The sequence below is a fragment of the Paenibacillus sp. FSL E2-0177 genome (assembly GCF_037992975.1).
Classification (GTDB): domain Bacteria; phylum Bacillota; class Bacilli; order Paenibacillales; family Paenibacillaceae; genus Paenibacillus_AQ; species Paenibacillus_AQ odorifer.
In genome coordinates, this window is record NZ_CP150307.1 from 1,894,380 (window position 1) to 1,914,700 (window position 20,321).

Sequence of the window (20,321 nt, forward strand, 5' to 3'; positions counted from 1 at the left end):
TTTACTAAAAGGAGTTACACCATGACACAACAAGCAACGCTTCCGCGTCCTGAATATCCCCGCCCTGGCTTTGTTCGACCAGAGTGGATCAATCTGAACGGCCAGTGGCAATTCGAAATTGATCATGGCAAAAGTGGGAAGGAGCGCGGATACCCTGTTAACGATCATAATCTCTCAGGGACAATTACTGTGCCCTTCTGTCCGGAAAGCAAGCTGTCCGGTGTAGAATATAAAGATTTTATGGCTGCTGTATGGTATAAAAGGGAGTTTACCGTACCGGAGAGCTGGACAAATGGCAGAGTTATCCTTCATTTTGGCGCCGTTGATTATATGGCGGAGGTCTGGGTGAACGGCGTATCCGTAGGTACGCACCGCGGAGGATATACTCCGTTTAGCTTTGATATTACTTCTAATCTTTTAGCGGGAAGTAATGTGATTACTGTATATGCTGAAGACGACGTTCGATCGGGACGACAGCCACGGGGCAAGCAGAGTGAACAGTTCCATTCGCACGGCTGTGATTATACACGCACTACAGGAATCTGGCAGACGGTATGGCTTGAGCAAGTCCCTGAAACCTATCTGTCTAATCTGAAAGTTGTCGCTGATCCCGACAATGGCTGTGTGCACCTAGAAATGAAGGTACAAGGGAACGCTGCGGGGGACACGCTTAGGGCCACTGCTCTTTATGGCGGCAAACCCGTTGGGGACAGCAGTGTGATCGTTTCCGGACCCTCTATAAAACTTACGATTCCGCTATCAGAGATTCACTTGTGGGAAGTTGGAAACGCCAGATTGTATGACCTGAAGTTGTCCTTGCATAGTCAGGGACGGGAGAGTGACGTGGTCCATTCTTATTTTGGACTCCGCACGGTACGACTGGATGGGATGGCATTCCGGATCAATGGGAAATCCGTATTTCAGCGGTTAGTTCTGGATCAAGGTTTTTATCCGGAGGGAATCTATACCGCTCCTACTGATGAAGATCTGCGCAGAGACATCGAAATCTCAATAGGGCTTGGCTTCAATGGCGCGAGGCTTCACGAGAAGATCTTTGAACCGCGTTATCTTTATTGGGCTGACCAATTAGGTTATCTTGTCTGGGGAGAGCATGCCAATTGGGGGCTGAATATTACTGGAGCGGATAGCCTGACTCACTTCCTGCCGGAATGGCTCGAAGGTATGCAGCGTGATTTCAATCATCCCGCGCTGATCGGCTGGTGCCCTTTTAATGAGACCTGGGACCGGGACGGTGCGAAACAGCATAACCCCGTGCTCCAGATTGTTTACGACGTAACAAAACGTATGGATCCAACACGTCCAGTAATTGATACAAGCGGCAACTTCCATGTGGCTACAGATATCTTCGATCTTCATGACTATGACCAGAATCCGCAGACGTTCCGGGACAGATATGAACCGATGAAAAGTGGCGGAGAAGTATTCAATACCTTCCCGGATCGCCAAACGTATGAAGGTCAACCTTACTTCATCAGCGAGTATGGCGGAATTTGGTGGAACCCGCAGCAGAAAGATGAAAAATCATGGGGGTATGGGGACAGACCGACCTCAGAGCAAATGTTTATCGAACGCTACGAGGGGTTGACGAATGTTCTATTGGATCATCCGCTGATGTTTGGATTCTGCTATACCCAGCTGTACGATGTGGAGCAGGAAGTCAATGGACTGTACACTTATGACAGACAGCCGAAGTTCGACCCCGAGCGAATCCGCGGCATCAATGCGCGTAAGGCTGCAATTGAAGATTAGAGGCGCTACGTAACTATTCATTCGAAAGGAATGTGATAGATTATGAAAGTGAATTTCCGGCAAAAATATCTGGTCGCCTTAAGTGTTCTTCTTATTCTTCCAATGGGGAAGGTGACCCTAGCTGTCTCTGATCATAATGACTTTTACAACGTGGTTATGCAGGACGGGGCGGACCCATGGGTGTATAAACATACAGATGGCTTCTATTATTTCACCAAAACAACAGGTGGCAATGTTACCCTCTGGAAGTCAGCCCAGTTGACCACTATTGATGCAGCGACTACTAAAGTTGTCAACACGGGCGGTAGCGGCATCTGGGCGCCTGAGCTACATTATATAAACGGAGCTTGGTATATCTACTATGCGATGGACGACGGAGATAACGTAAACCACCGCATGCATGTAATGGAGAACACAGCGGCAGACCCGATGCAGGGAACTTGGCAGTACAAAGGCCAGATCACAGATTCAAGCAATAAGTGGGCTATAGACGGTACTGTGCTGCAAGTGAACGGCGAGCTGTATTTTATCTGGTCCGGCTGGGAGGGGAATGTTAATGTGCGGCAGAATCTCTATATCGCGCATATGAGTAATCCCTGGACCATTGATTCCGAACGCGTAGAGATTTCAAGACCAACGTATAGCTGGGAAACGAATCATTCCCCAAATGTGAATGAAGGACCACAGGTGATTATAAATGGAGAAGTCATTAGTTTGGTCTACTCGGCAAGCGGAAGCTGGACTAATGATTATTGTCTGGGACTGATCACCGCAGACATCTCCAGTGATCTGTTGAATCCGGCATCATGGAATAAACGCAATCAGCCTATCTTTTCCTCAGGCAATGGACTTTATGGACCTGGACACCATTCGTTTACAAAGTCTCCTGACGGCCAAGAGGATTGGATCATGTACCATGTCGCCAAATACAATAACGCTGGCTGGAACCGCGAGGTGCGGATGCAGAAATTCAGCTGGAATGCTGATCATACACCTAATCTGGGTATTCCCGTTGACCCTAATCTTCCGATAACTTTGCCTTCAGGTGAAACCATGCATACCCGCTACGAAGCGGAAAAAGGGATATTTGGCGGCGATGCCTATGCCTCTTCGAGTCCCAAGGGCTCGGCTGGACTTAAGGCGGGTCATATTGATACGCCGGATAGTTACGTGGAATTTTCGGTTGATGCGGCAGCCGCAGGCGAGTATATTCTTTTGGCTCGAACGGCGAATGGAACGTCTGGCGGGAATTGGTCGAATTTTCAGCTTAGTGTCAATGCAGGACCTGCCAGCCCATTCTATATCACCAATAAAGGGTGGGAGAATTGGGGGCTGTCCACAGCCCGGGTTCAACTGAAGGCAGGCATGAACAAGCTTCGTTTTACCAAAGGCGAAGGTTACGGAGAAATTGATTTCATTGATATTAAGCCATTGTGAATCGAACAAACCTAAGAGACATATGAAATGGCTTCCGGTTTTCCGGAGGTCATTTCTAGGTGAAAGGGCTTGTAGGTGTAATTGTTTTTCATCTCATTAAGAAGTAAGATTAGGATAATTATTAGGATACAAGGAGAGCTGATTTGTGCTGGAACTTAGCTTAAACGACCCGGAAAAATTAGTCACAGTAACGCATGCTTTATCAACTCGTTCTAGGGTTGATATTCTTCGGCTCTTAAACTCCAAAAACTTAAATATTATTGAAATCGCTGAGAGGCTGAAGCTTCCAGTGTCGACGGTAGCAAGCAATATTAAAGTATTAGAAGCAGCAGAGTTAATTCATACAGAATTGCTTCCGGCTTCACGCGGGGCAATGAAAGTTTGCAGCCGGAATTATGATGATCTTCATATTGCCTTGAATTTGAAAGAACCGATGTCAAAGGGATTAACTCATGTCTATGAAGTAGAGATGCCGATCGGCCATTATAGCGACTGTGAGGTATCTCCTACTTGCGGAATGGCTAATAGCGAGGGTCTTATTATCAAAGAAGATGAACCGTCGAGCTTTTATCACCCTAAACATGTCAACGCTCAGCTGATCTGGCTCCGCAAAGGATTTCTGGAATATTTGCTGCCTATGGATATCCCCTCCGGAGCACAAATTGAATCGCTGGAATTATCCATGGAGATCTGTTCGGAAGCTCCGAATTATGACCAGAACTGGCCTTCGAACATCTCTGTATGGGTGAATGGATCGGAGATCGGCATGTGGACCAGTCCCGGTGATTTCGGTGACCGGCGGGGCAAGCTGAATCCGAACTGGTGGTGGGATGGATCTACACAATACGGGTTTCTCAAGACCTGGCGTGTTGACCATGAAAAGACGACACTTGATATGGAGAAGGTGTCGAATGTTTCCTTAAATGATCTTCTGATTAACCGGAGCCCCAAATTGCGGCTGCGCATTGGAATCAACCCTGATGCAGTTCATCAAGGCGGACTTAACCTGTTCGGGCGCCAGTTTGGCGATTATGAACAACATATTATGATGAAGGTAAAATATACCATGGATCAGGATGAAGTAGAACTTTAGCTTAGGAGATGAACAAAGCAAGGCGGTTCCTCGGAAACGAATCTTCGTATCCAAGGAACCGCCTTGCTTTGTTTGTTCTGGATGTAAAGCTAGAGTGTGCGCCGTAGGGCGGCACGCTGAAGGGTGATCATCCAGTCAACGGACGGCTCAACCAGCGGGTGAAAGAGCCGTTTAACGGACGGCTGAGCCAGCAATACGGTGAATAATACGGCGGTGAGCAGCAGGACTACTGCCCCAGCAGCATTGCCAATATAGGTGTAAATCCCGGAAACGGCAGCCAGACGAACGATAAAACCATGAAGCAGGAAAACATACAACGTGCGGCGCCCCCAGTCGGTCATGCGGCTCGCTCCGTAAGGTACGAGGCCGAGGAAAGTGAGTGAAGCGACAATTTGTAGTCCGTACAGTCCCAGACGGTATACGCCTGCATACCATACATTGGCATCAAGCTGCATATAGGTCATGCTGCCATATAACCAGCCAAAGGGAAATCCTGCCCCCCATGCGGCCATGACGGCAAGGAGTAGAATGGAGGCGGCTGCTGCAAAGATTTTGATATATTTCTGATAGAGCTTGACGAAGGTTTCGAAGGAGAAATGATAGCCGATAATGAAAAAAGGCAAATATACAAAGGTACGGCTGATGCTAAACCATACACCGTCCAGCTGGAGATATCCGACAGCCACCCCCGCTGTTACAGCGAAGAGGAGCTTAGCGGTTATGGACCATCTGCTCATACCGAGCATCAGGAGGCGCCAGCAGGCATGACTGGCCAGAAACCATAGGAGCAGATAGGGTGCAAAAATGGAATGCTGGATGTTGCTTACATGAAAGAGGGAAACGTCGAGTGCGGAATATAAGCTTTGAAAAATGAGGTATTGCAATCCAATTTGCAGCAGCATTTTGCGGCCGGTAGTTCCGGCAAGGCTTTTTCTGGCGAAATAGCCGGTCACCAGTACGAACAGCGGCATGTGAAAGCTGAAAATCCACATATATAATCCGTGTATTCCGCTCATTTTGTTAATCAGAGGTTCAATTGCATTACCGGCAAAAACAGTGATAATAAGCATAAAACGCAGGTTGAGAAAAAAGGTTTCTCCGCGCGTTTCCAGCGAGTTTTCCCCTACCATGATTTAGCCTCCAAATTATGCTGTATGCAAATTAATTTAATTTTAAAATACTAGATTTTCTTTGATTTAATTGTGAATTAAGTCACAATAGAAAGCGTTATCATGTGTGCGAAATGTGGCGATGTGTTGAAGGTTGTTAGAATAGAGGGATTCCACTATAATTTTTATATGCATTAACATCTGGGAGTGGAACATGTTGAAGAGAAGAATAACTAAGCGTCGCGTCGCTATTTTTGTATTGATTATTTTAGTGGTAGCCGGGTTGCTGATATGGAAGTATTTAACGCCATATGCACCGGCTCAAGAGGCCGAAACCGCACTGATTTCAAGTGGTGGAGTTACCGTCGAACAGAATGATAATTGGATCTCGTTCGAACCTTCCATTACTAAAGGCGCCTCGATTATATTTTATCCTGGGGCTTTGGTTAAACCGGAAGCTTATTCCCCTCTTGCGAAGAGCGTCGCTGCTGCAGGGCATCCCTTCTACATCGCCAAAATGCCGTTTAATTTAGCCGTTACGAAGGGGGATGCCGCAGAAGAGATTATTCGTGTGCATCCGAAGCAATCTTTTGTGCTGGGTGGACATTCACTTGGGGGTGTCATGGCCTCACGTTACGCAATTGAGCATACGGACCAGCTGGAAGGTGTATTTTTCTTAGCCTCTTATCCAGATGAAAAGGGCAGTCTACGAGAGACTACTTTGTCAGTGTTATCGGTTGTGGGTACTGAGGATCAAGTGATTGACAGAGACAGCTACAACAAAGGGCGCTCCTATCTGCCAGATAATACAGTTTATAGTTCAATTATAGGTGGGAATCATGCGCAATTTGGCAGCTACGGGCCTCAGAAGGGGGACGGCGAAGCCACAATATCCGAGGAAGAACAGCAGAGTCGCACAGTAAGTGCCCTGTTGGATTGGCTGGGAAATCTGAGGTAGTTACGGGTCGTTCAACAGAGGGAGGAAACAATTCATGCCCATATTACACATTAACGATGAATGCGTTCCCTGCTCCGGAATATTGTTTGATAAAGACGGGACAATACTCGATCTATTAGCCACCTGGGGGAATTGGGCGGAGCTTGTGCTGCGTGGACTGGAAGATCAACTTGCGATCATGGGAGCGGGATTTATTGTAGAGCGCAGCAAGGTGCTGGGTACGCAACATGATCCGCAAGGGAAGTTAATAGGGTACGACCCGGCGGGGCCGCTTACCATGGCTACAGAAGAAGAAAGTTACGGTGTACTCGCATGGCAGCTATATGCAGCAGGAGTTCCTTGGAATGAAGCGCTGACCCGTGTGAAAAGCATAACTAAAAACGCGATGTATGAATTACGCCGACGCCGTATGGCACAGCCTTTAGCGGGACTTCATTCTTTTTTGGAGCAATGCTCTGCGGCATCCCTTAAGCTTGGCGTGGTTACCTCCGACGGGGCAAAGACCACCGGAGAGCATTTGGAATGGCTTAATGTGGCAGGCTATTTTGATTCGGTAGTTACTAGGGACAGAGTAAAAAACGGAAAACCAGCTCCTGAAATGGCTGAATTGGCCTGCCGGGAGTTAGGGCTTTCGCCTGAAGAGACGATTATTATTGGGGACAGTAATGCCGATATGCAATTAGGTAAAGGTGCAGGGCTTCGCCTCGCAATTGGGATTTCCGCCAGTGGTGATGGGGAGCACCTTATAGATGCAGATGTAATCATTTCCGGTTTTAATGAGCTTCGGATCACTTACTGATCAGCTAATAAAAGGAAAGGATGTGCTACTTAGCATGGATCAATTGCAGACACTTGCTTCTTGGATCAAAGAAAGTGACAATATCGTTTTTTTCGGAGGGGCGGGTACGTCTACAGAGAGTGGAATTCCTGATTTCCGCTCCGCAGCTGGATTATATCAAACTCAGCACAATTCACCTTATCCACCTGAAGTGATGCTGAGCCGCACTTTTTTTATGTCCTCACCGGATATTTTTTTTGATTTTTACCGCAGTAAAATGATTCATCCAGAGGCCCGTCCGAATGGTGCGCATCAGCTACTAGCGGAGTTGGAACAGCAGGGGAAGCTGAAAGCGGTGATTACGCAAAATATTGACGGCCTGCACCAGCAGGCGGGCAGCCGTAGTGTCCTTGAGCTGCATGGTTCGATCCATCGCAACTATTGTATGGACTGCTCACGGTATTACGGGCTGGATCAACTGCTGGAAATGACTGAGGTCGTTCCTCGCTGCCCGGAATGTGGCGGAATTATCAAACCGGATGTGGTTTTATATGAAGAAGAATTGGATCATTCCGTGCTTATGGGCTCTGTCGCAGCGATTGCCTCTGCAGATATGCTTATTATTGGTGGGACCTCGCTAACGGTTCAGCCTGCGGCCAGTTTGGTGACTTATTTCCGGGGCAAACGTACGGTGCTGCTGAACGGAGATCCCACACCTTATGATGATCAAGCGGATCTGCTGATTACAGATCGAATTGGAAAAGTAATGGGCAGTGTCAAGGATCTATTAAGCTAGATGGAAAAAGCTGTCCTTTGGTTTCTCTTGCCAGATTATTATTACGCTCAGAAGTTTAAAGATAAGGTAGGCTCACAACAGCGTGTAATGAGAGGCAGGGATAAGCAATGGTATATGTAGCAGACGATAAACGATATGACAACATGCGTTATAATCGTTGCGGGAACTCAGGTCTCAAGCTCCCAGCAATCTCATTAGGATTATGGCAGAATTTTGGTGGGATCGATAATTACGAGAACGGCAGAGAAATGATCACTCGTGCTTTTGATCTTGGAATTACCCATTTTGATCTGGCCAATAACTATGGTCCACCTGCTGGTTCAGCAGAAGAGCTGTTCGGTAAAGTTCTTGCCAATGATATGTTTCCTTATCGTGATGAAATAGTGATCTCTACAAAAGCAGGGTATAACATGTGGCCCGGCCCTTATGGCGAATGGGGTTCACGTAAATATATGCTGGCTAGTCTGGATCAGAGCCTGAAGCGGCTAGGCCTAGATTATGTTGATATTTATTACTCTCATCGTCCAGACCCGGAAACACCGCTTGAAGAAACCATGCAGGCGCTGGATTATGCGGTACGTTCTGGCAAAGCTTTATATATAGGACTATCCAACTATAATGCGGAGCAGACGGCTGAAGCCCTCAGTATTCTAAAAAGCCTGGGCACACCGCTCTTAATCCATCAGCCTAGTTATTCTATGCTCGATCGTTGGATTGAGGGCGGCTTACAGGATGTACTGGAACATAGTGGTGTAGGAAGCATCGCTTTTACACCCCTGGCTGAAGGCTTGTTAACCAACAAATATTTGAATGGTATTCCAGAAGGGTCAAGAGCTGCCAAGCCGTCTGCCGCCTTGAATGAGAGCCGGATTACACCGGAGGTGCAGCGGAGGATTCGCGCACTTAATCAGCTTGCGGTTTCGCGAGGACAGAGTCTGGCTCAGTTTGCACTGGCTTGGACACTCCGGGGTGGCAAGGTTACTTCTGCCCTAATTGGAGCAAGCAGAGTGGATCAGATTGAAGAGAATATAGCTGCTTTAGCTGATCCTGATTTCAGTCCGGAGGAGTTAGAGCGGATTGAAACGATTTTAAAGACAGAACTATAGCATATTGAACAGTAACAGCCCGGTTCCTTACGTTAAGGAAGGTGGGCTGTTGTTGTATAGTGGATTTATGGATTTATGGATTAAGGGCAAACTAACGTTCAGGTTTCTCTGCTTGTCTCGTTGTAGTCATCCGGTAAGCCGTCGGTGACTGGGCACAAAACCGTTTGAATTGGCGAGAGAAGTATAAAGCATCGGTGAGCCCCACAGATGCTGCTACCTGTTCCACGGACAGCTCCGGTCGTTCACGCAGCAGTTGTCTGGACTTTTCAATCCGCAGCTTCAGCAAGTAGGTCACCGGAGATAATCCGGTCTCTTGCTTAAATACACGGGACAGGTAGGCTCGATTATAACCCAACGTATCACACATTTGTTCAATAGAGACCGGATGCGCATATTGAGAAGCCATGTAGTGGATCATTTGCTTCACAGTACGCTTAACCTGTGATTCTGCGCCGGGCAGACGGGAGAAGGAAGAGAGCAAATCAGCTGCTTCGCCGACAATGAGATAGAGATAGCCAAGCGAAGTCAGATGGGCACTCTCTTTGTTGGCGTTGAAGGCTTGCATGATGCTGGACAGGGCACCTGGAATGAGGCTTTCACCTGTTGTAGTCACCACAGGCTGTTGTGGTGTGAACCCTGTCTGCAGCACCAGATCGTCAGCTTCACTGCCAGTAAAAGCTGCCCAGCGATAGCACCAGGGCTGGTCTTTATCCGAGACGTAACTGACTAATTGTCCCGGATGGATCAAGAAGCAGTCCCCTTTACCCAACTCATATTTATGATGTTCTGTACGGAAAACGCCCGAGCCAGATTCTATGAAATGCAGCAAATAATAATCATAGATCTTGGGTCCAGCTTGATGCATGGGCAGGGTCTGACTCTGGCCGGCAAACAGTACATGAAGGTTCTGTTTATCGTAATACACTGGATTGGATCCTACGGAATAAGTATGCTCCATTTGGGACAGCCTTTCTTGTGTTAATGTCATTTAATGGCTTATAGTTTAGAGAGTAACAGTAATATATGTAATTATTATATTATGGGAAGTCACATTTATCCATACATTACACACATGATTGCATTATCAGAGGATGAATGAATCTATTATAATGAGTACATAAAGAACGCTTTACTAATTCCCACTGGCTGAAGCAGCGAAAGGATGGAGTGGCATTAATGAGCATACAGGAACTTAATAACAAATTTATTGAAAAATATGGGGTGAGCGGGGAAGAGGCTAAGGTGTTTTATGCACCAGGTCGTGTCAATCTCATCGGAGAGCACTTGGATTATAACGGCGGGTATGTACTTCCCGCAGCTTTGGAATTCGGTACAACGCTGATTGTGCGTCCACGTAGTGACAGCAAAGTGAATTTTGCATCAACTAATTTTCCTTACGAAGCTTCTATTGATTATAGCGAAATTGGCAAGGCCAAAACGGGTGAATGGATTGACTATCCGATTGGGGTAATGGTTGAGCTGGATAAGAAAAGCACCCCAGTATCCAAAGGGTACGATCTGCTGTTCCATGGCGATATTCCGAATGGAGCAGGCTTGTCCTCCTCGGCCTCTCTTGAAGTCGTTACTGCTTATGCGTTCCTGACTCTCGAAGGTGGCGATACAGACACTGTAGAGATTGCACTTTTGTCCCAGCGTGCTGAGAATCAGTATGTAGGTGTAAACTCCGGAATAATGGATCAGTTCGCAGTTGCTAACGGCAAACGCGATCATGCGATCCTGCTGATGTGCGACACACTTGAGTACAATTTGGTACCGTTCATCACAGGTTCATACAAATTGGTTATCGGCAACACGAACAAACGCAGAGGGCTTGTAGATTCCAAGTACAATGAACGCCGTCAGCAGTGTGATGAGGCATTAGCTATTTTGCAAAAAGAAGTGCCTTCACTAGCTTATCTGGCACAGCTTAATCGTGAACAGTTCGAAGCACATCAAGATAAAATCACAGACGAAATTGTAAGACGCCGCGCTCGCCATGTTGTGGAAGAGAACCAACGCGTGCTAGATTCCGTTGAGGTATTAAAAAACAATGATCTGAAGCAGTTTGGACAGTTCATGAATGATTCGCATGCATCCTTGCGCGATTTGTATGAAGTTAGCTGTGCAGAGCTTGATATTATGGTTGAAGAAGCTGGGCGCATCCCAGGTACACTCGGTTCCCGTATGACTGGCGCGGGTTTCGGAGGCTGTACAGTATCTTTGGTACATGAAGATGATATAGAACGTTTTATTCGTGAAGTTGGTGAAGCCTATACCACAAGATCTGGTTTGGTTGGCGAGTTCTACGTTTGCGGCATCGGTAATGGTGTCCAAGAATTGAAGGGAGTGTAATCAGATGGCGATTTTAGTAACAGGTGGAGCAGGGTATATTGGGTCTCATACTGTAGCGGAGCTGCTGGATCGTGGCGAAGAAGTGGTGGTCATCGACAATCTGCTAACAGGGCATCGTGAGGCACTGCTGGGTGGCAAGCTGTACGAAGGTGATCTGCGTGATAAAGAACTGCTGGGTAAGCTGTTCGCTGAAAATGAGATTGAAGCGGTTATCCATTTTGCTGCAAGCTCTTTGGTCGGAGAAAGCATGAAGGACCCTGTAAAATATTACGACAACAACGTATATGGTACACAGTGTCTTCTAGAAGCTATGCAAAAAGCTGGCGTGAACAAGATCGTATTCTCGTCCACTGCCGCAACCTACGGCGAACCGGAAAAGGTGCCGATTGAAGAAACAGACCGCACTGAACCAGCCAATGTGTATGGAGAAACTAAGCTGACCATGGAACGGATGATGGCTTGGTTTGACAAAGTACTGGGCATCAAATACGTAGCATTGCGTTACTTCAATGCAGCTGGCGCACATGCCAGTGGTAAAATCGGTGAAGACCATCGTCCAGAAAGTCATTTGGTGCCGCTGGTATTGCAAACGGCCTTGAAGCAACGTGACAGTATCGCAGTTTTCGGAGATGACTATCCTACAGAAGACGGTACTTGTGTGCGCGACTACATCCATGTCAGCGATCTGGCTGACGCCCATGTCCGTGCGGTAACTTATCTGCGCAGCGGAAGCAGCAGCAATATTTTCAACCTGGGCAATGGACTTGGATTCTCGGTAAAACAGGTGATTGAAACGGCGAAGAAGGTTACTGGACTTGAAATTCCTGTAGTCATTCAAGAACGCCGTGCCGGCGATCCGGCTGTGCTGGTAGCTTCCTCCGACAAAGCGCGTAGCGTCCTTGGATGGAACCCGCAGCATGCAGATTTGGAAGATATCATTCAAAGTGCATGGAACTGGCACTCTGCCAATCCGCAAGGATACGGAGAATAAGGGACTTTAGGTTAGCTTATCTTGAACTTGAGACCCTACTTAAGGAGAATTAAAATGCACAACGAGAATAAGATTACACCTGCTGGCCAGAAAGCATTACATGCGATTGAGCAGCTTGTTCTGTTCGCACTGCGCCAGCAGCTTATAGCTCCATCCGATGAAGATTATAGCCGTAATGTGCTGCTCGAACAGTTCGGTTTCAGTGAGCCGCATGTAGGTGACATCGATCAAAGTCCATTGGAAGGGCCGCAGGCTCCACTCGATGCACTGATTGATTATGGTTTTGAAATCGGATTGATCCCAGAGAATAGTGACACTTACCGTGACTTGCTGGATGCCAAGATTATGGGACTTCTCATGGCCCGTCCTTCGGATGTAAATGCTGAGTTCTATAGTCTGACCGCTGAAAAAGGCATCTCCGCGGCTACAGACCGTTTTTATAAATTGAGCATTGATTCGAACTATATTCGGATGGATCGGATCTCGAAGAATGTCTACTGGCTGCAGGATTCGCCGTACGGAGACATTGAAATGACGATCAATTTGTCCAAGCCTGAGAAAAATCCGAAGGAAATCGCAATGGCTCGGCTGCTCCCGCCGCCAGTCTATCCGAAATGTCTGCTGTGCCGTGAGAATGTAGGTTATGCCGGACGGATCAATCATCCGCCACGTCAGAACTTGCGTATCATTCCGCTTAACCTGAATAATGAAAAATGGTTCTTCCAATACTCGCCATATGTTTACTACAATGAGCACTGTATTGTATTCCATCATGATCATGTGCCAATGAAGCTTACCAAGGATACCTTGAAGCGGCTGCTTAGCTTCGTGGAATCATTCCCGCATTATTTTATTGGCTCCAATGCAGACTTACCGATTGTTGGCGGCTCTATTCTGACGCATGACCATTTTCAGGGCGGACGCCACACATTCCCGATTCAAAAAGCGCCTAAGGAAGATACATTTACACATGCTTCTTATCCGGGTGTCAGCATTAATATCGTAAAATGGCCGATGTCCGTATTACGTTTAAATGGAGAAGATCCTGCGGTTCTATTGGAATGCGGAAATGCGCTTTATGAAGCTTGGAAAGCCTACAGCGATCCAGAGGCTGAAGTGCTAGCCTTTAGTGAGGTTGACGGTGAAGTACAACCTCATAATACCGTTACTCCTATCGTCCGCCGGGCCGAGGACGGCAGCTTCGAGATGGATCTTGTGCTGCGGAATAACCGGACTAATGAGCAATATCCTGAAGGGATTTTTCATCCGCACCGGGAAATGCATCATATCAAGAAAGAAAACATCGGCTTGATCGAAGTTATGGGACTGGCGATTCTGCCGGGCCGTTTGAAGGAAGAACTCGATTCCATCGCAGGTATTCTTGCAGGAGATCAAGCGCTGTTAGAAGCGGTGAAGAATGACCCTAGTCATTCTCTTGCGCAGCATGCGGCTTGGATTCAGGAGCTGGTGGAGCGATTCGGAACTGCACTGCAACACGAGGAAGCGCTCAAGATTGTGCAGAACGAAGTTGGCATCAAGTTTACGCATATTCTTGAACACGCTGGCGTTTACAAACGGACTCCAGAAGGTCAAGCAGCTTTCCGCCGTTTCGTAACAAGCTTCGGTGCTTTGTAGTAAGTGAATTTGGATTTAAGGATGTCCTCTAGCCTATGGGCTTGGGGCATCTTTTTTTATTCAGAATGACGAAACGCAGCCACCTAATTTGAATGCAGGTAATCAGAGGTTTATAATACGAAGGAGTAAGACATTACGAATTAACTACTGGAGGTTTACACATATGCGTAAATTTGAATTTTATAATCCTACCAAGCTGATTTTTGGACAGGGTACCCTTGAAGCCTTGAAGACGGAGGTGCCTAAGTACGGTAAAAATGTGCTTTTGATGTACGGTGGCGGCAGTATCAAGCGCAGCGGTTTGTACGATAAAGTAGTTGCTGAGCTGAGTTCAATAGGCGCTACAGTGACCGAACTCTCTGGAGTAGAACCCAATCCACGTCTTTCCACAGTACATAAAGGCGTAGAGCTGTGCCGGGAGCATAATATTGACCTTGTTCTCGCAGTAGGGGGCGGAAGCGTATTGGACTGCGCAAAAGCTGTTGCTGTTGGAGCCAAATATGATGGTGATATGTGGGACTTTGTAGAGCGTAAAGCAGCGGCCCAAGACGCGCTTCCACTGGGCACAGTGCTGACAATGGCTGCTACGGGATCCGAAATGAATAGCGGCTCGGTAATCACAAACGAGGTTACTAAGGAAAAAATGGGCTGGGGCAGCGTGCATGCCTACCCGGCATTCTCGATTCTTGATCCAGAGAACACTTTTTCTCTGCCACGTGATCAGACCGTTTATGGCATGGTGGACATCATGTCACATGTACTGGAGCACTATTTCCATACAGACGGCAATACACCGGTACAAGACGGGTTCTGTGAAACTTTGCTGCGCACTGTAATTGAAACCGCGCCGAAGCTTATCGAAGATCTGAACAACTACGAGCTGCGTGAGACCATTATGTACTGCGGTACGATGGCGCTTAACGGAATGGTCAGCATGGGTTTTGCCGGGGATTGGGCGACTCATAATATCGAGCATGCAGTGTCGGCTGTATACGATATTCCGCATGGCGGAGGTTTGGCGATTCTGTTCCCGCAATGGATGAAATATAATCTCAGCACAAACCCTGCGCGTTTCCGTCAGCTTGCAGTAAATGTGTTCGGAGTTGAACCTGCTGGCAAAACTGATGAAGAAATCGGGCTGGAGGGTATTGAGGCTCTGCGTAATTTCTGGGATTCCATCGGTGCGCCGAAGACGCTTGGAGATTATGATATTGATGACAGCGAGATCGGCAGTATGGCTGACAAGGCTGTTCGTTTCGGAGCATTTGGTAATTTCCGCAAGCTTGAGCGTGAAGATGTAGTTGAGATTTATAAAATGGCTTTGTAAGTAACTCTTCTACGAAAAGAGACCATTTCTCTTTATTCTAGAAGCCACAATAGAATTTCAAAGAAGCGAATCCTCCGTTATGGAGGATTCGCTTCTTTGTATTTATGGTCTAGTGTGACTAGCTCCTCTTGCTATACTTTTCGGTCGTTCTCATCCCAAGGTTTCGCTGCCGCTGGCGAACCTCCGCTGCCGCTGGCGTACCTCATCTATCACTGTTCGCACCCGTAATCTAATCCGTCGACCGTCCTCGAGAGTCTTACGGACCCAGCTGACGCTATATGCGAATTTTCAGCCTTTTGAGCAAACTTTCGGACACCAGAGACACTATTGCTTCGAAATCGTCTTATAATTGCTGGTTTTCATGCCAATAGGGGCTATGCGGTCCGATAGCATACCAAATGTCGGAAAAATCGGCGAATAGGGACTGCTGAGTCCGATAGGACGAGGTGCCGAGGCGCGAAAGCAGCATAGCCTCTTCATACGCGCGAGAGTGTTACCTAACCAACTAGGGTTTGTATGATCCCCATGCGACTGATTCCTCTACCAATACACGGCCTACCCTTACGGACCCAGCTGACGTTATCTGTGAATTTTCAGCCTTTTGGGCAAGTTTTCGGACACCAGAGACTCTATTGCTTCGAAATGGTCTTATATTTACTGGTTTTCATCCCAATAGGTGCTATGCGGTCCGATAGCATACCAAATGTCGGATAAATCGGCGAATAGGGTCTGTTGAGTCCGATAGGCCGAGGCGTAAGCAGCATAGCCTCTTCATACGCGCGAGAGTGTTACTTAACCAACTAGGGTTTGTAAGATCTCCTCACGACTGATTCCTCTACCAATACACGCCTACCCTACGGACCCAGCTGACGCTATATGCGAATTTTCATCCTTTTGAGCAAGATGTCGGACACCAGAGGCACTATTGCTTCGAAATGGTCTTATATTTGCTGGTTTTTATGCCAATAGGGACTATGCGGTCCGATAGCATACCAAATGTCGGATAAATCGGCGAATAGGGTCTGCTGAGTCCGATAGGCCGAGGCGAAAGCAGCATAGCCTCTTCATACGCACGAGAGTGTTACCAACAAAAATCCGCGCTCCACCAACTATGGGACGGCCTTTAGGACAACCCAGCACATGTAATAAAATAGTGCCAATGTGAGCATGCTTATCCTCTGAATGGAACTTATTTGGGTGAATATCCAAAGATTGTGAAACCAAGGACCTACTTTGTACGTTTAATGTAATATGACAGTCCTGATTGAAGACAGGAGGAAATAAAAATGCAAACGCTGTATTTAGGCTGCTTGGCGCTAGGCGTCATATTTGCCATAGTCAGCGTCATGGTGGGCGATGTGATCGGAGATGCCTTGCATGGGGTCTTTGATTTCGTATCCGTAGATTTTCTGAATCCCACCGTACTGGCAGGAGGAATAACCGTGTTCGGCGGAGCGGGTATTCTTCTAACCCGGTACAGCGCTCTGGAAGCTGGGGCGATCATTGCTTTGTCTTTGTTAGCCGCCGCTTTTTTGGGAGTACTTATGTATCTAGGGGTGGTTAAGCCCATGGAAAAAAGCGAAATGTCCAATGGTTTCTCAATGAGTGATCTGCCTGGCAAGATCGGGGAAATCACAATTCCTGTTCCCGCCACTGGTTATGGTGAGATTATGGTAAAGTTTGGCGCCGGCAATAGCCTGCATACGGCAGCAAGCTTTGATCATGAGCTGCTTCCGGCAGGGATTAAAGTTGTTGTAGTGGAGGTTAGAGAAGGCGTTGCATTGGTGTCAGAATTCGAAAAGAGAAGAGGAGTGGATCTTTAATGTTCGGTATTCCTGAGTATTTGTTAGTCCCTGCAGTTGTCGTTGCTGTTTTGTTTGTGCTAGGTATCGCATTCTGGGCACGTTACAAAACGGTTGGACCCGATGAAGGGATGATCGTAACGGGGTCGTTCTTAGGGAAAAATCATATTTCAGACGATGGTTCTGGTCGTAAAATAAAGATTGTACGCGGGGGCGGGGCCTTTATACTCCCAGTCTTCCAGAAGGCTGAATTTATGTCGCTTCTTTCTCATAAACTCGATGTGACGACCCCGGAGGTATACACCGAACAAGGGGTTCCGGTTATTGCCGACGGTGTGGCGATCATTAAAGTGGGTAGCTCAACGGAAGATGTGGCGACAGCTGCTGAGCAATTTATGGGCAAACCGATTGAAGCACTGAAGAGCGAAGCACAAGAAGTTCTTGAAGGTCATCTGCGGGCCATTCTCGGTTCGATGACCGTTGAGGAAGTATATCGTAACCGTGACCGCTTTGCGCAAGAGGTTCAAGGCGTGGCGGCGCGTGATCTTAAGAAAATGGGTCTGCAAATTGTTTCCTTTACCATCAAGGATGTGCGAGACAAACATGGATATCTAGAGGCACTGGGTAAACCGCGGATAGCTGCTGTGAAGCGGGATGCAGAGATCGCTGAAGCAGAAGCAGTGCGGGATGCGAGAATTCAAAAGGCAAACGCAGAAGAGCAAGGGCAAAAAGCTGAGCTGCTGCGGGATACGAATATTGCCGAAGCCTCCAAGGAAAACCAGCTTAAGGTGGCTGCGTTTAAACGGGATCAGGATACAGCGAAAGCGGAAGCCGATCAGGCTTATCATATTCAAGAGGCACGTGCAAAGCAGACCGTTGTTGAAGAACAGATGAAGGTTGAGCTGGTACGTAAGGAACGTGAAATCGATTTGCAAGCCAAAGAAATTCAAGTTCGCGAGAAGCAGTATGATGCTGAAGTGAAGAAAAAAGCAGAAGCGGATCGTTATGCAGTAGAGCAAGCGGCGGAAGCCGATAAGGCGAAGAGAATGCGTGAGGCAGATGCCTTGCAATATAGTATTGAAACGCAAGCTAAAGCGACATCTGAGCAGAAGCGTCTTGAAGGTCAAGCGATGGCGGATGCAGAGCTGGCTAAAGGTACAGCGGATGCTGAGGTTATCCGGTTGCGTGGTCTAGCGGAAGCAGAAGCCAAAGAGAAACTGGCGGAAGCTTTCCAGAAATTCGGCGAAGCAGCGGTGCTCGATATCATCGTCAAAATGCTGCCTGATTTGGCTGGCCAAATTGCGAAGCCGCTGGCATCTATTGATAAACTTACCGTTGTAGATACCGGTAACGGGGAAGGTGCAGCCCGGGTCAGCAATTATGTGACTCAGCTAATGTCCACCGCTCCAGAGATGTTGAAGAGCGTCTCAGGGATTGATGTAGAGGCACTGATCAAGGGGTTGACCTCTAAAGCTTCCGGAAGCAAAGGAGCATCAGTTACACCAGTCGCACAAGTCGCACCTGTTGCACCAGCTACACCTGCAACTTATATTCAGCCATCAGTAACATCTAGTACAGCCAGCGAGACTTTAACTTCTGTGCCTGAACAAAAGGAAAAATAGTTTAATGCAATTTATATTGATTTAATTTACTTAAGGTATGACTGGCAAAGCTGCTGGTCATACCTTAATCTTTATGTTTTGATCTGTTTTGATCTAAATTAGACAACATGATAAAAAGCTCATGCGTTTACAGGTGATTTTTGATAAAGCTTATAGCTTATCGGCATCCCATGGGAATTATTGTATATACAGACATCGACGCTTTCACTGGTGTTTAAAGATTTTTTCAGGTAAAATAAAAGCCTTTAAGGCTGTTCACTCTGATCTACTAGCTTAGTAAGGACACAGAGTGTTCTTCTAATATGCAATTCTTGGTGTTATGATGGTAGCAAAGCTTGTATTCATCGTACGATTTCTTATTGCGTATGCTGCTGGAAGTTAGGTGTTTAGAAATAAAAGAGGTGTCAAAAATGAGTAGCATAACAGTGGCGAAGGTGTTGAATAACAACGTTATCATTGCCCAGCATCCTCAATATTCCGAGGTTGTAGTTATCGGTAAAGGGATAGGGTTTAACCGCAAGCTGCGGGATCAGATTAATCTATCCTCCGTGGAGAAGATGTTTATTCTTCGCAGCCAGGAGGAACAGGAACAATATAAACAGCTTCTTCCCCAAGTGGATGAGAAGTTGATTGAGGTCGTTCAAGAAATAGTATTACATATTATGCATTGTAGCCGTCAGCCGCTTAATGAGCATATTCACATTGCACTTACCGACCATATTTCTTTTGCTATCCGTCGTTTCGAACAAGATATCCCAATTCATAATCCATTTTTGTATGAAACTAAGGAGATTTATCCTGAGGAATATAAGATGGCAGAATATGCGATTGGAAGGATCAATGAGGCTATGGGCGTGGAATTGCCGGTGGATGAGATAGGTTTTGTGGCTCTTCATATTGTCAGCGCACTTAGTAATAGGCAAATTTCCGAGGTTAGACAACATTCTCTCTTGATTGGAGAGCTGGTTGGGTTAGTCGAGAATTATCTGGACTATCGAATCCCACGTGATTCACTTGATTACTCAAGACTGGTAACCCATCTGCGATTCGTTCTAGAAAGATTACGCCGTGGAGAGGCGGTACAAGAGACCTCAACCCTGGATGGACTCATGAAACGGGAGTATCCTGAGATGTATTCGTTGGCTTGGAAATTAACAAAAATTATCGAACAGCGTGTGCGAATTCCCGTGTATCAAGCTGAGGTAAGTTATTTGACGATTCACCTGCAGCGTATTGCCCAGAAAAAAGTGGACGAACAAGATATGGACAAGAATGGTGAAGCTCCTTAAAGTGCAAAAGTTGTAACAAATCATGGTTTCAAAAAAAACGCTTGCCACTTAAAAAAAACGATGCTACAATGTTCACTGTCATCAACAAAACAGAATATCGAGCGTGTAACTGATTCGATCAGGCATGAGTGAATTACAGTATTTTGGTTGTTAACCCCCTTCTTGGGGCAATCTAACGATAGCGTTAGATTACAACTCCTATACTGTGTTGCTCATGCCTTTTTTGGCATCTGTTTTAGTGAAATTAATGAAAGGA

At 46.8% G+C, this 20,321-nt stretch carries 16 protein-coding genes; 14 read left to right on the forward strand and 2 right to left on the reverse strand.

All coding sequences use genetic code 11. The annotated features are described in order from the left end of the window. Window positions 1–21 precede the first annotated feature (21 nt). The 3 genes from MHI25_RS08325 (at window position 22) to MHI25_RS08335 (ending at window position 4,300) form a co-directional block, all read left to right on the forward strand. Window positions 22–1,770, forward strand: a complete 1,749-nt coding sequence (locus tag MHI25_RS08325) for a sugar-binding domain-containing protein (protein ID WP_076141371.1) — start codon at window positions 22–24, stop codon at window positions 1,768–1,770. Window positions 1,771–1,812: 42 nt separating this feature from the next. Further along, a complete protein-coding gene (locus MHI25_RS08330) occupies window positions 1,813–3,207 on the forward strand; it encodes a family 43 glycosylhydrolase (protein ID WP_340395239.1) in 1,395 nt (464 codons plus the stop codon). Window positions 3,208–3,352: 145 nt separating this feature from the next. After that, complete coding sequence (locus tag MHI25_RS08335; protein ID WP_076126345.1) at window positions 3,353–4,300, forward strand: ArsR family transcriptional regulator; 948 nt, start codon at window positions 3,353–3,355, stop codon at window positions 4,298–4,300. Between the two features lie 89 nt (window positions 4,301–4,389). Here the strand turns inward: MHI25_RS08335 and MHI25_RS08340 are convergent, their stop codons facing one another. Next, on the reverse strand, window positions 4,390–5,430 hold the full coding sequence (locus MHI25_RS08340; RefSeq protein ID WP_076303830.1) for a fucose 4-O-acetylase: 1,041 nt from the start codon (window positions 5,428–5,430) through the stop codon (window positions 4,390–4,392). A gap of 193 nt (window positions 5,431–5,623) precedes the next feature. Between MHI25_RS08340 and MHI25_RS08345 the strand changes: the two genes are divergently transcribed. The 4 genes from MHI25_RS08345 (at window position 5,624) to mgrA (ending at window position 9,047) form a co-directional block, all read left to right on the forward strand. Beyond that, complete coding sequence (locus MHI25_RS08345; protein WP_076126350.1) at window positions 5,624–6,367, forward strand: alpha/beta hydrolase; 744 nt, start codon at window positions 5,624–5,626, stop codon at window positions 6,365–6,367. A gap of 34 nt (window positions 6,368–6,401) precedes the next feature. Continuing rightward, window positions 6,402–7,166, forward strand: a complete 765-nt coding sequence (locus MHI25_RS08350) for an HAD-IA family hydrolase (protein ID WP_076192853.1) — start codon at window positions 6,402–6,404, stop codon at window positions 7,164–7,166. A gap of 34 nt (window positions 7,167–7,200) precedes the next feature. Beyond that, window positions 7,201–7,941 carry an NAD-dependent protein deacylase gene (locus tag MHI25_RS08355; protein ID WP_076126354.1) on the forward strand — a complete coding sequence of 247 codons (741 nt, stop codon included), beginning with the start codon at window positions 7,201–7,203 and terminating at the stop codon, window positions 7,939–7,941. A 107-nt stretch (window positions 7,942–8,048) separates the two neighbouring features. Continuing rightward, window positions 8,049–9,047: an L-glyceraldehyde 3-phosphate reductase gene (mgrA, locus tag MHI25_RS08360; protein ID WP_248547688.1), complete on the forward strand. Its 999-nt coding sequence runs from the start codon at window positions 8,049–8,051 to the stop codon at window positions 9,045–9,047. 91 nt (window positions 9,048–9,138) lie between these two features. On the opposite strand, the gene MHI25_RS08365 is transcribed toward mgrA, so the two are convergent. Beyond that, window positions 9,139–10,035: an AraC family transcriptional regulator gene (locus MHI25_RS08365; RefSeq protein ID WP_248547687.1), complete on the reverse strand. Its 897-nt coding sequence runs from the start codon at window positions 10,033–10,035 to the stop codon at window positions 9,139–9,141. Between the two features lie 188 nt (window positions 10,036–10,223). Here MHI25_RS08365 and MHI25_RS08370 point away from each other — a divergent pair, with 188 nt between their 5' ends. The 7 genes from MHI25_RS08370 (at window position 10,224) to MHI25_RS08400 (ending at window position 20,065) form a co-directional block, all read left to right on the forward strand. Further along, window positions 10,224–11,399: a galactokinase gene (locus MHI25_RS08370; protein WP_076126360.1), complete on the forward strand. Its 1,176-nt coding sequence runs from the start codon at window positions 10,224–10,226 to the stop codon at window positions 11,397–11,399. Window positions 11,400–11,403: 4 nt separating this feature from the next. Beyond that, window positions 11,404–12,390: a UDP-glucose 4-epimerase GalE gene (galE, locus tag MHI25_RS08375; protein ID WP_036680993.1), complete on the forward strand. Its 987-nt coding sequence runs from the start codon at window positions 11,404–11,406 to the stop codon at window positions 12,388–12,390. Window positions 12,391–12,444: 54 nt separating this feature from the next. Continuing rightward, entirely contained in the window at window positions 12,445–14,025 is a 1,581-nt protein-coding gene (locus MHI25_RS08380) for a UDP-glucose--hexose-1-phosphate uridylyltransferase (RefSeq protein ID WP_076192848.1), read from the forward strand. A 163-nt stretch (window positions 14,026–14,188) separates the two neighbouring features. Further along, a complete protein-coding gene (locus MHI25_RS08385) occupies window positions 14,189–15,352 on the forward strand; it encodes an iron-containing alcohol dehydrogenase (RefSeq protein WP_248547686.1) in 1,164 nt (387 codons plus the stop codon). Between the two features lie 1,286 nt (window positions 15,353–16,638). After that, a complete protein-coding gene (locus tag MHI25_RS08390) occupies window positions 16,639–17,175 on the forward strand; it encodes a protease (protein WP_340395240.1) in 537 nt (178 codons plus the stop codon). Further along, window positions 17,175–18,776 carry a flotillin family protein gene (locus tag MHI25_RS08395; RefSeq protein ID WP_076192841.1) on the forward strand — a complete coding sequence of 534 codons (1,602 nt, stop codon included), beginning with the start codon at window positions 17,175–17,177 and terminating at the stop codon, window positions 18,774–18,776. The genes MHI25_RS08390 and MHI25_RS08395 overlap by 1 nt, the downstream gene beginning before the upstream one ends. A gap of 410 nt (window positions 18,777–19,186) precedes the next feature. Further along, a complete protein-coding gene (locus tag MHI25_RS08400; protein ID WP_076126370.1) occupies window positions 19,187–20,065 on the forward strand; it encodes a PRD domain-containing protein in 879 nt (292 codons plus the stop codon). Window positions 20,066–20,321 lie beyond the last annotated feature (256 nt).

Bases quoted from the DNA above. Each gene is read 5' to 3' on its own strand.
- MHI25_RS08350 (WP_076192853.1), top strand. From the start codon at position 6,402: ATGCCCATATTACACATTAACGATGAATGCGTTCCCTGCTCCGGAATA.
- MHI25_RS08400 (WP_076126370.1), top strand. From the start codon at position 19,187: ATGAGTAGCATAACAGTGGCGAAGGTGTTGAATAACAACGTTATCATT.
- MHI25_RS08365 (WP_248547687.1), bottom strand. From the start codon at position 10,035: ATGACATTAACACAAGAAAGGCTGTCCCAAATGGAGCATACTTATTCC.
- MHI25_RS08330 (WP_340395239.1), top strand. From the start codon at position 1,813: ATGAAAGTGAATTTCCGGCAAAAATATCTGGTCGCCTTAAGTGTTCTT.
- galE (WP_036680993.1), top strand. From the start codon at position 11,404: ATGGCGATTTTAGTAACAGGTGGAGCAGGGTATATTGGGTCTCATACT.
- MHI25_RS08370 (WP_076126360.1), top strand. From the start codon at position 10,224: ATGAGCATACAGGAACTTAATAACAAATTTATTGAAAAATATGGGGTG.
- MHI25_RS08390 (WP_340395240.1), top strand. From the start codon at position 16,639: ATGCAAACGCTGTATTTAGGCTGCTTGGCGCTAGGCGTCATATTTGCC.
- MHI25_RS08345 (WP_076126350.1), top strand. From the start codon at position 5,624: ATGTTGAAGAGAAGAATAACTAAGCGTCGCGTCGCTATTTTTGTATTG.
- MHI25_RS08325 (WP_076141371.1), top strand. From the start codon at position 22: ATGACACAACAAGCAACGCTTCCGCGTCCTGAATATCCCCGCCCTGGC.
- MHI25_RS08355 (WP_076126354.1), top strand. From the start codon at position 7,201: ATGGATCAATTGCAGACACTTGCTTCTTGGATCAAAGAAAGTGACAAT.
- MHI25_RS08340 (WP_076303830.1), bottom strand. From the start codon at position 5,430: ATGGTAGGGGAAAACTCGCTGGAAACGCGCGGAGAAACCTTTTTTCTC.
- mgrA (WP_248547688.1), top strand. From the start codon at position 8,049: ATGGTATATGTAGCAGACGATAAACGATATGACAACATGCGTTATAAT.
- MHI25_RS08380 (WP_076192848.1), top strand. From the start codon at position 12,445: ATGCACAACGAGAATAAGATTACACCTGCTGGCCAGAAAGCATTACAT.
- MHI25_RS08395 (WP_076192841.1), top strand. From the start codon at position 17,175: ATGTTCGGTATTCCTGAGTATTTGTTAGTCCCTGCAGTTGTCGTTGCT.
- MHI25_RS08385 (WP_248547686.1), top strand. From the start codon at position 14,189: ATGCGTAAATTTGAATTTTATAATCCTACCAAGCTGATTTTTGGACAG.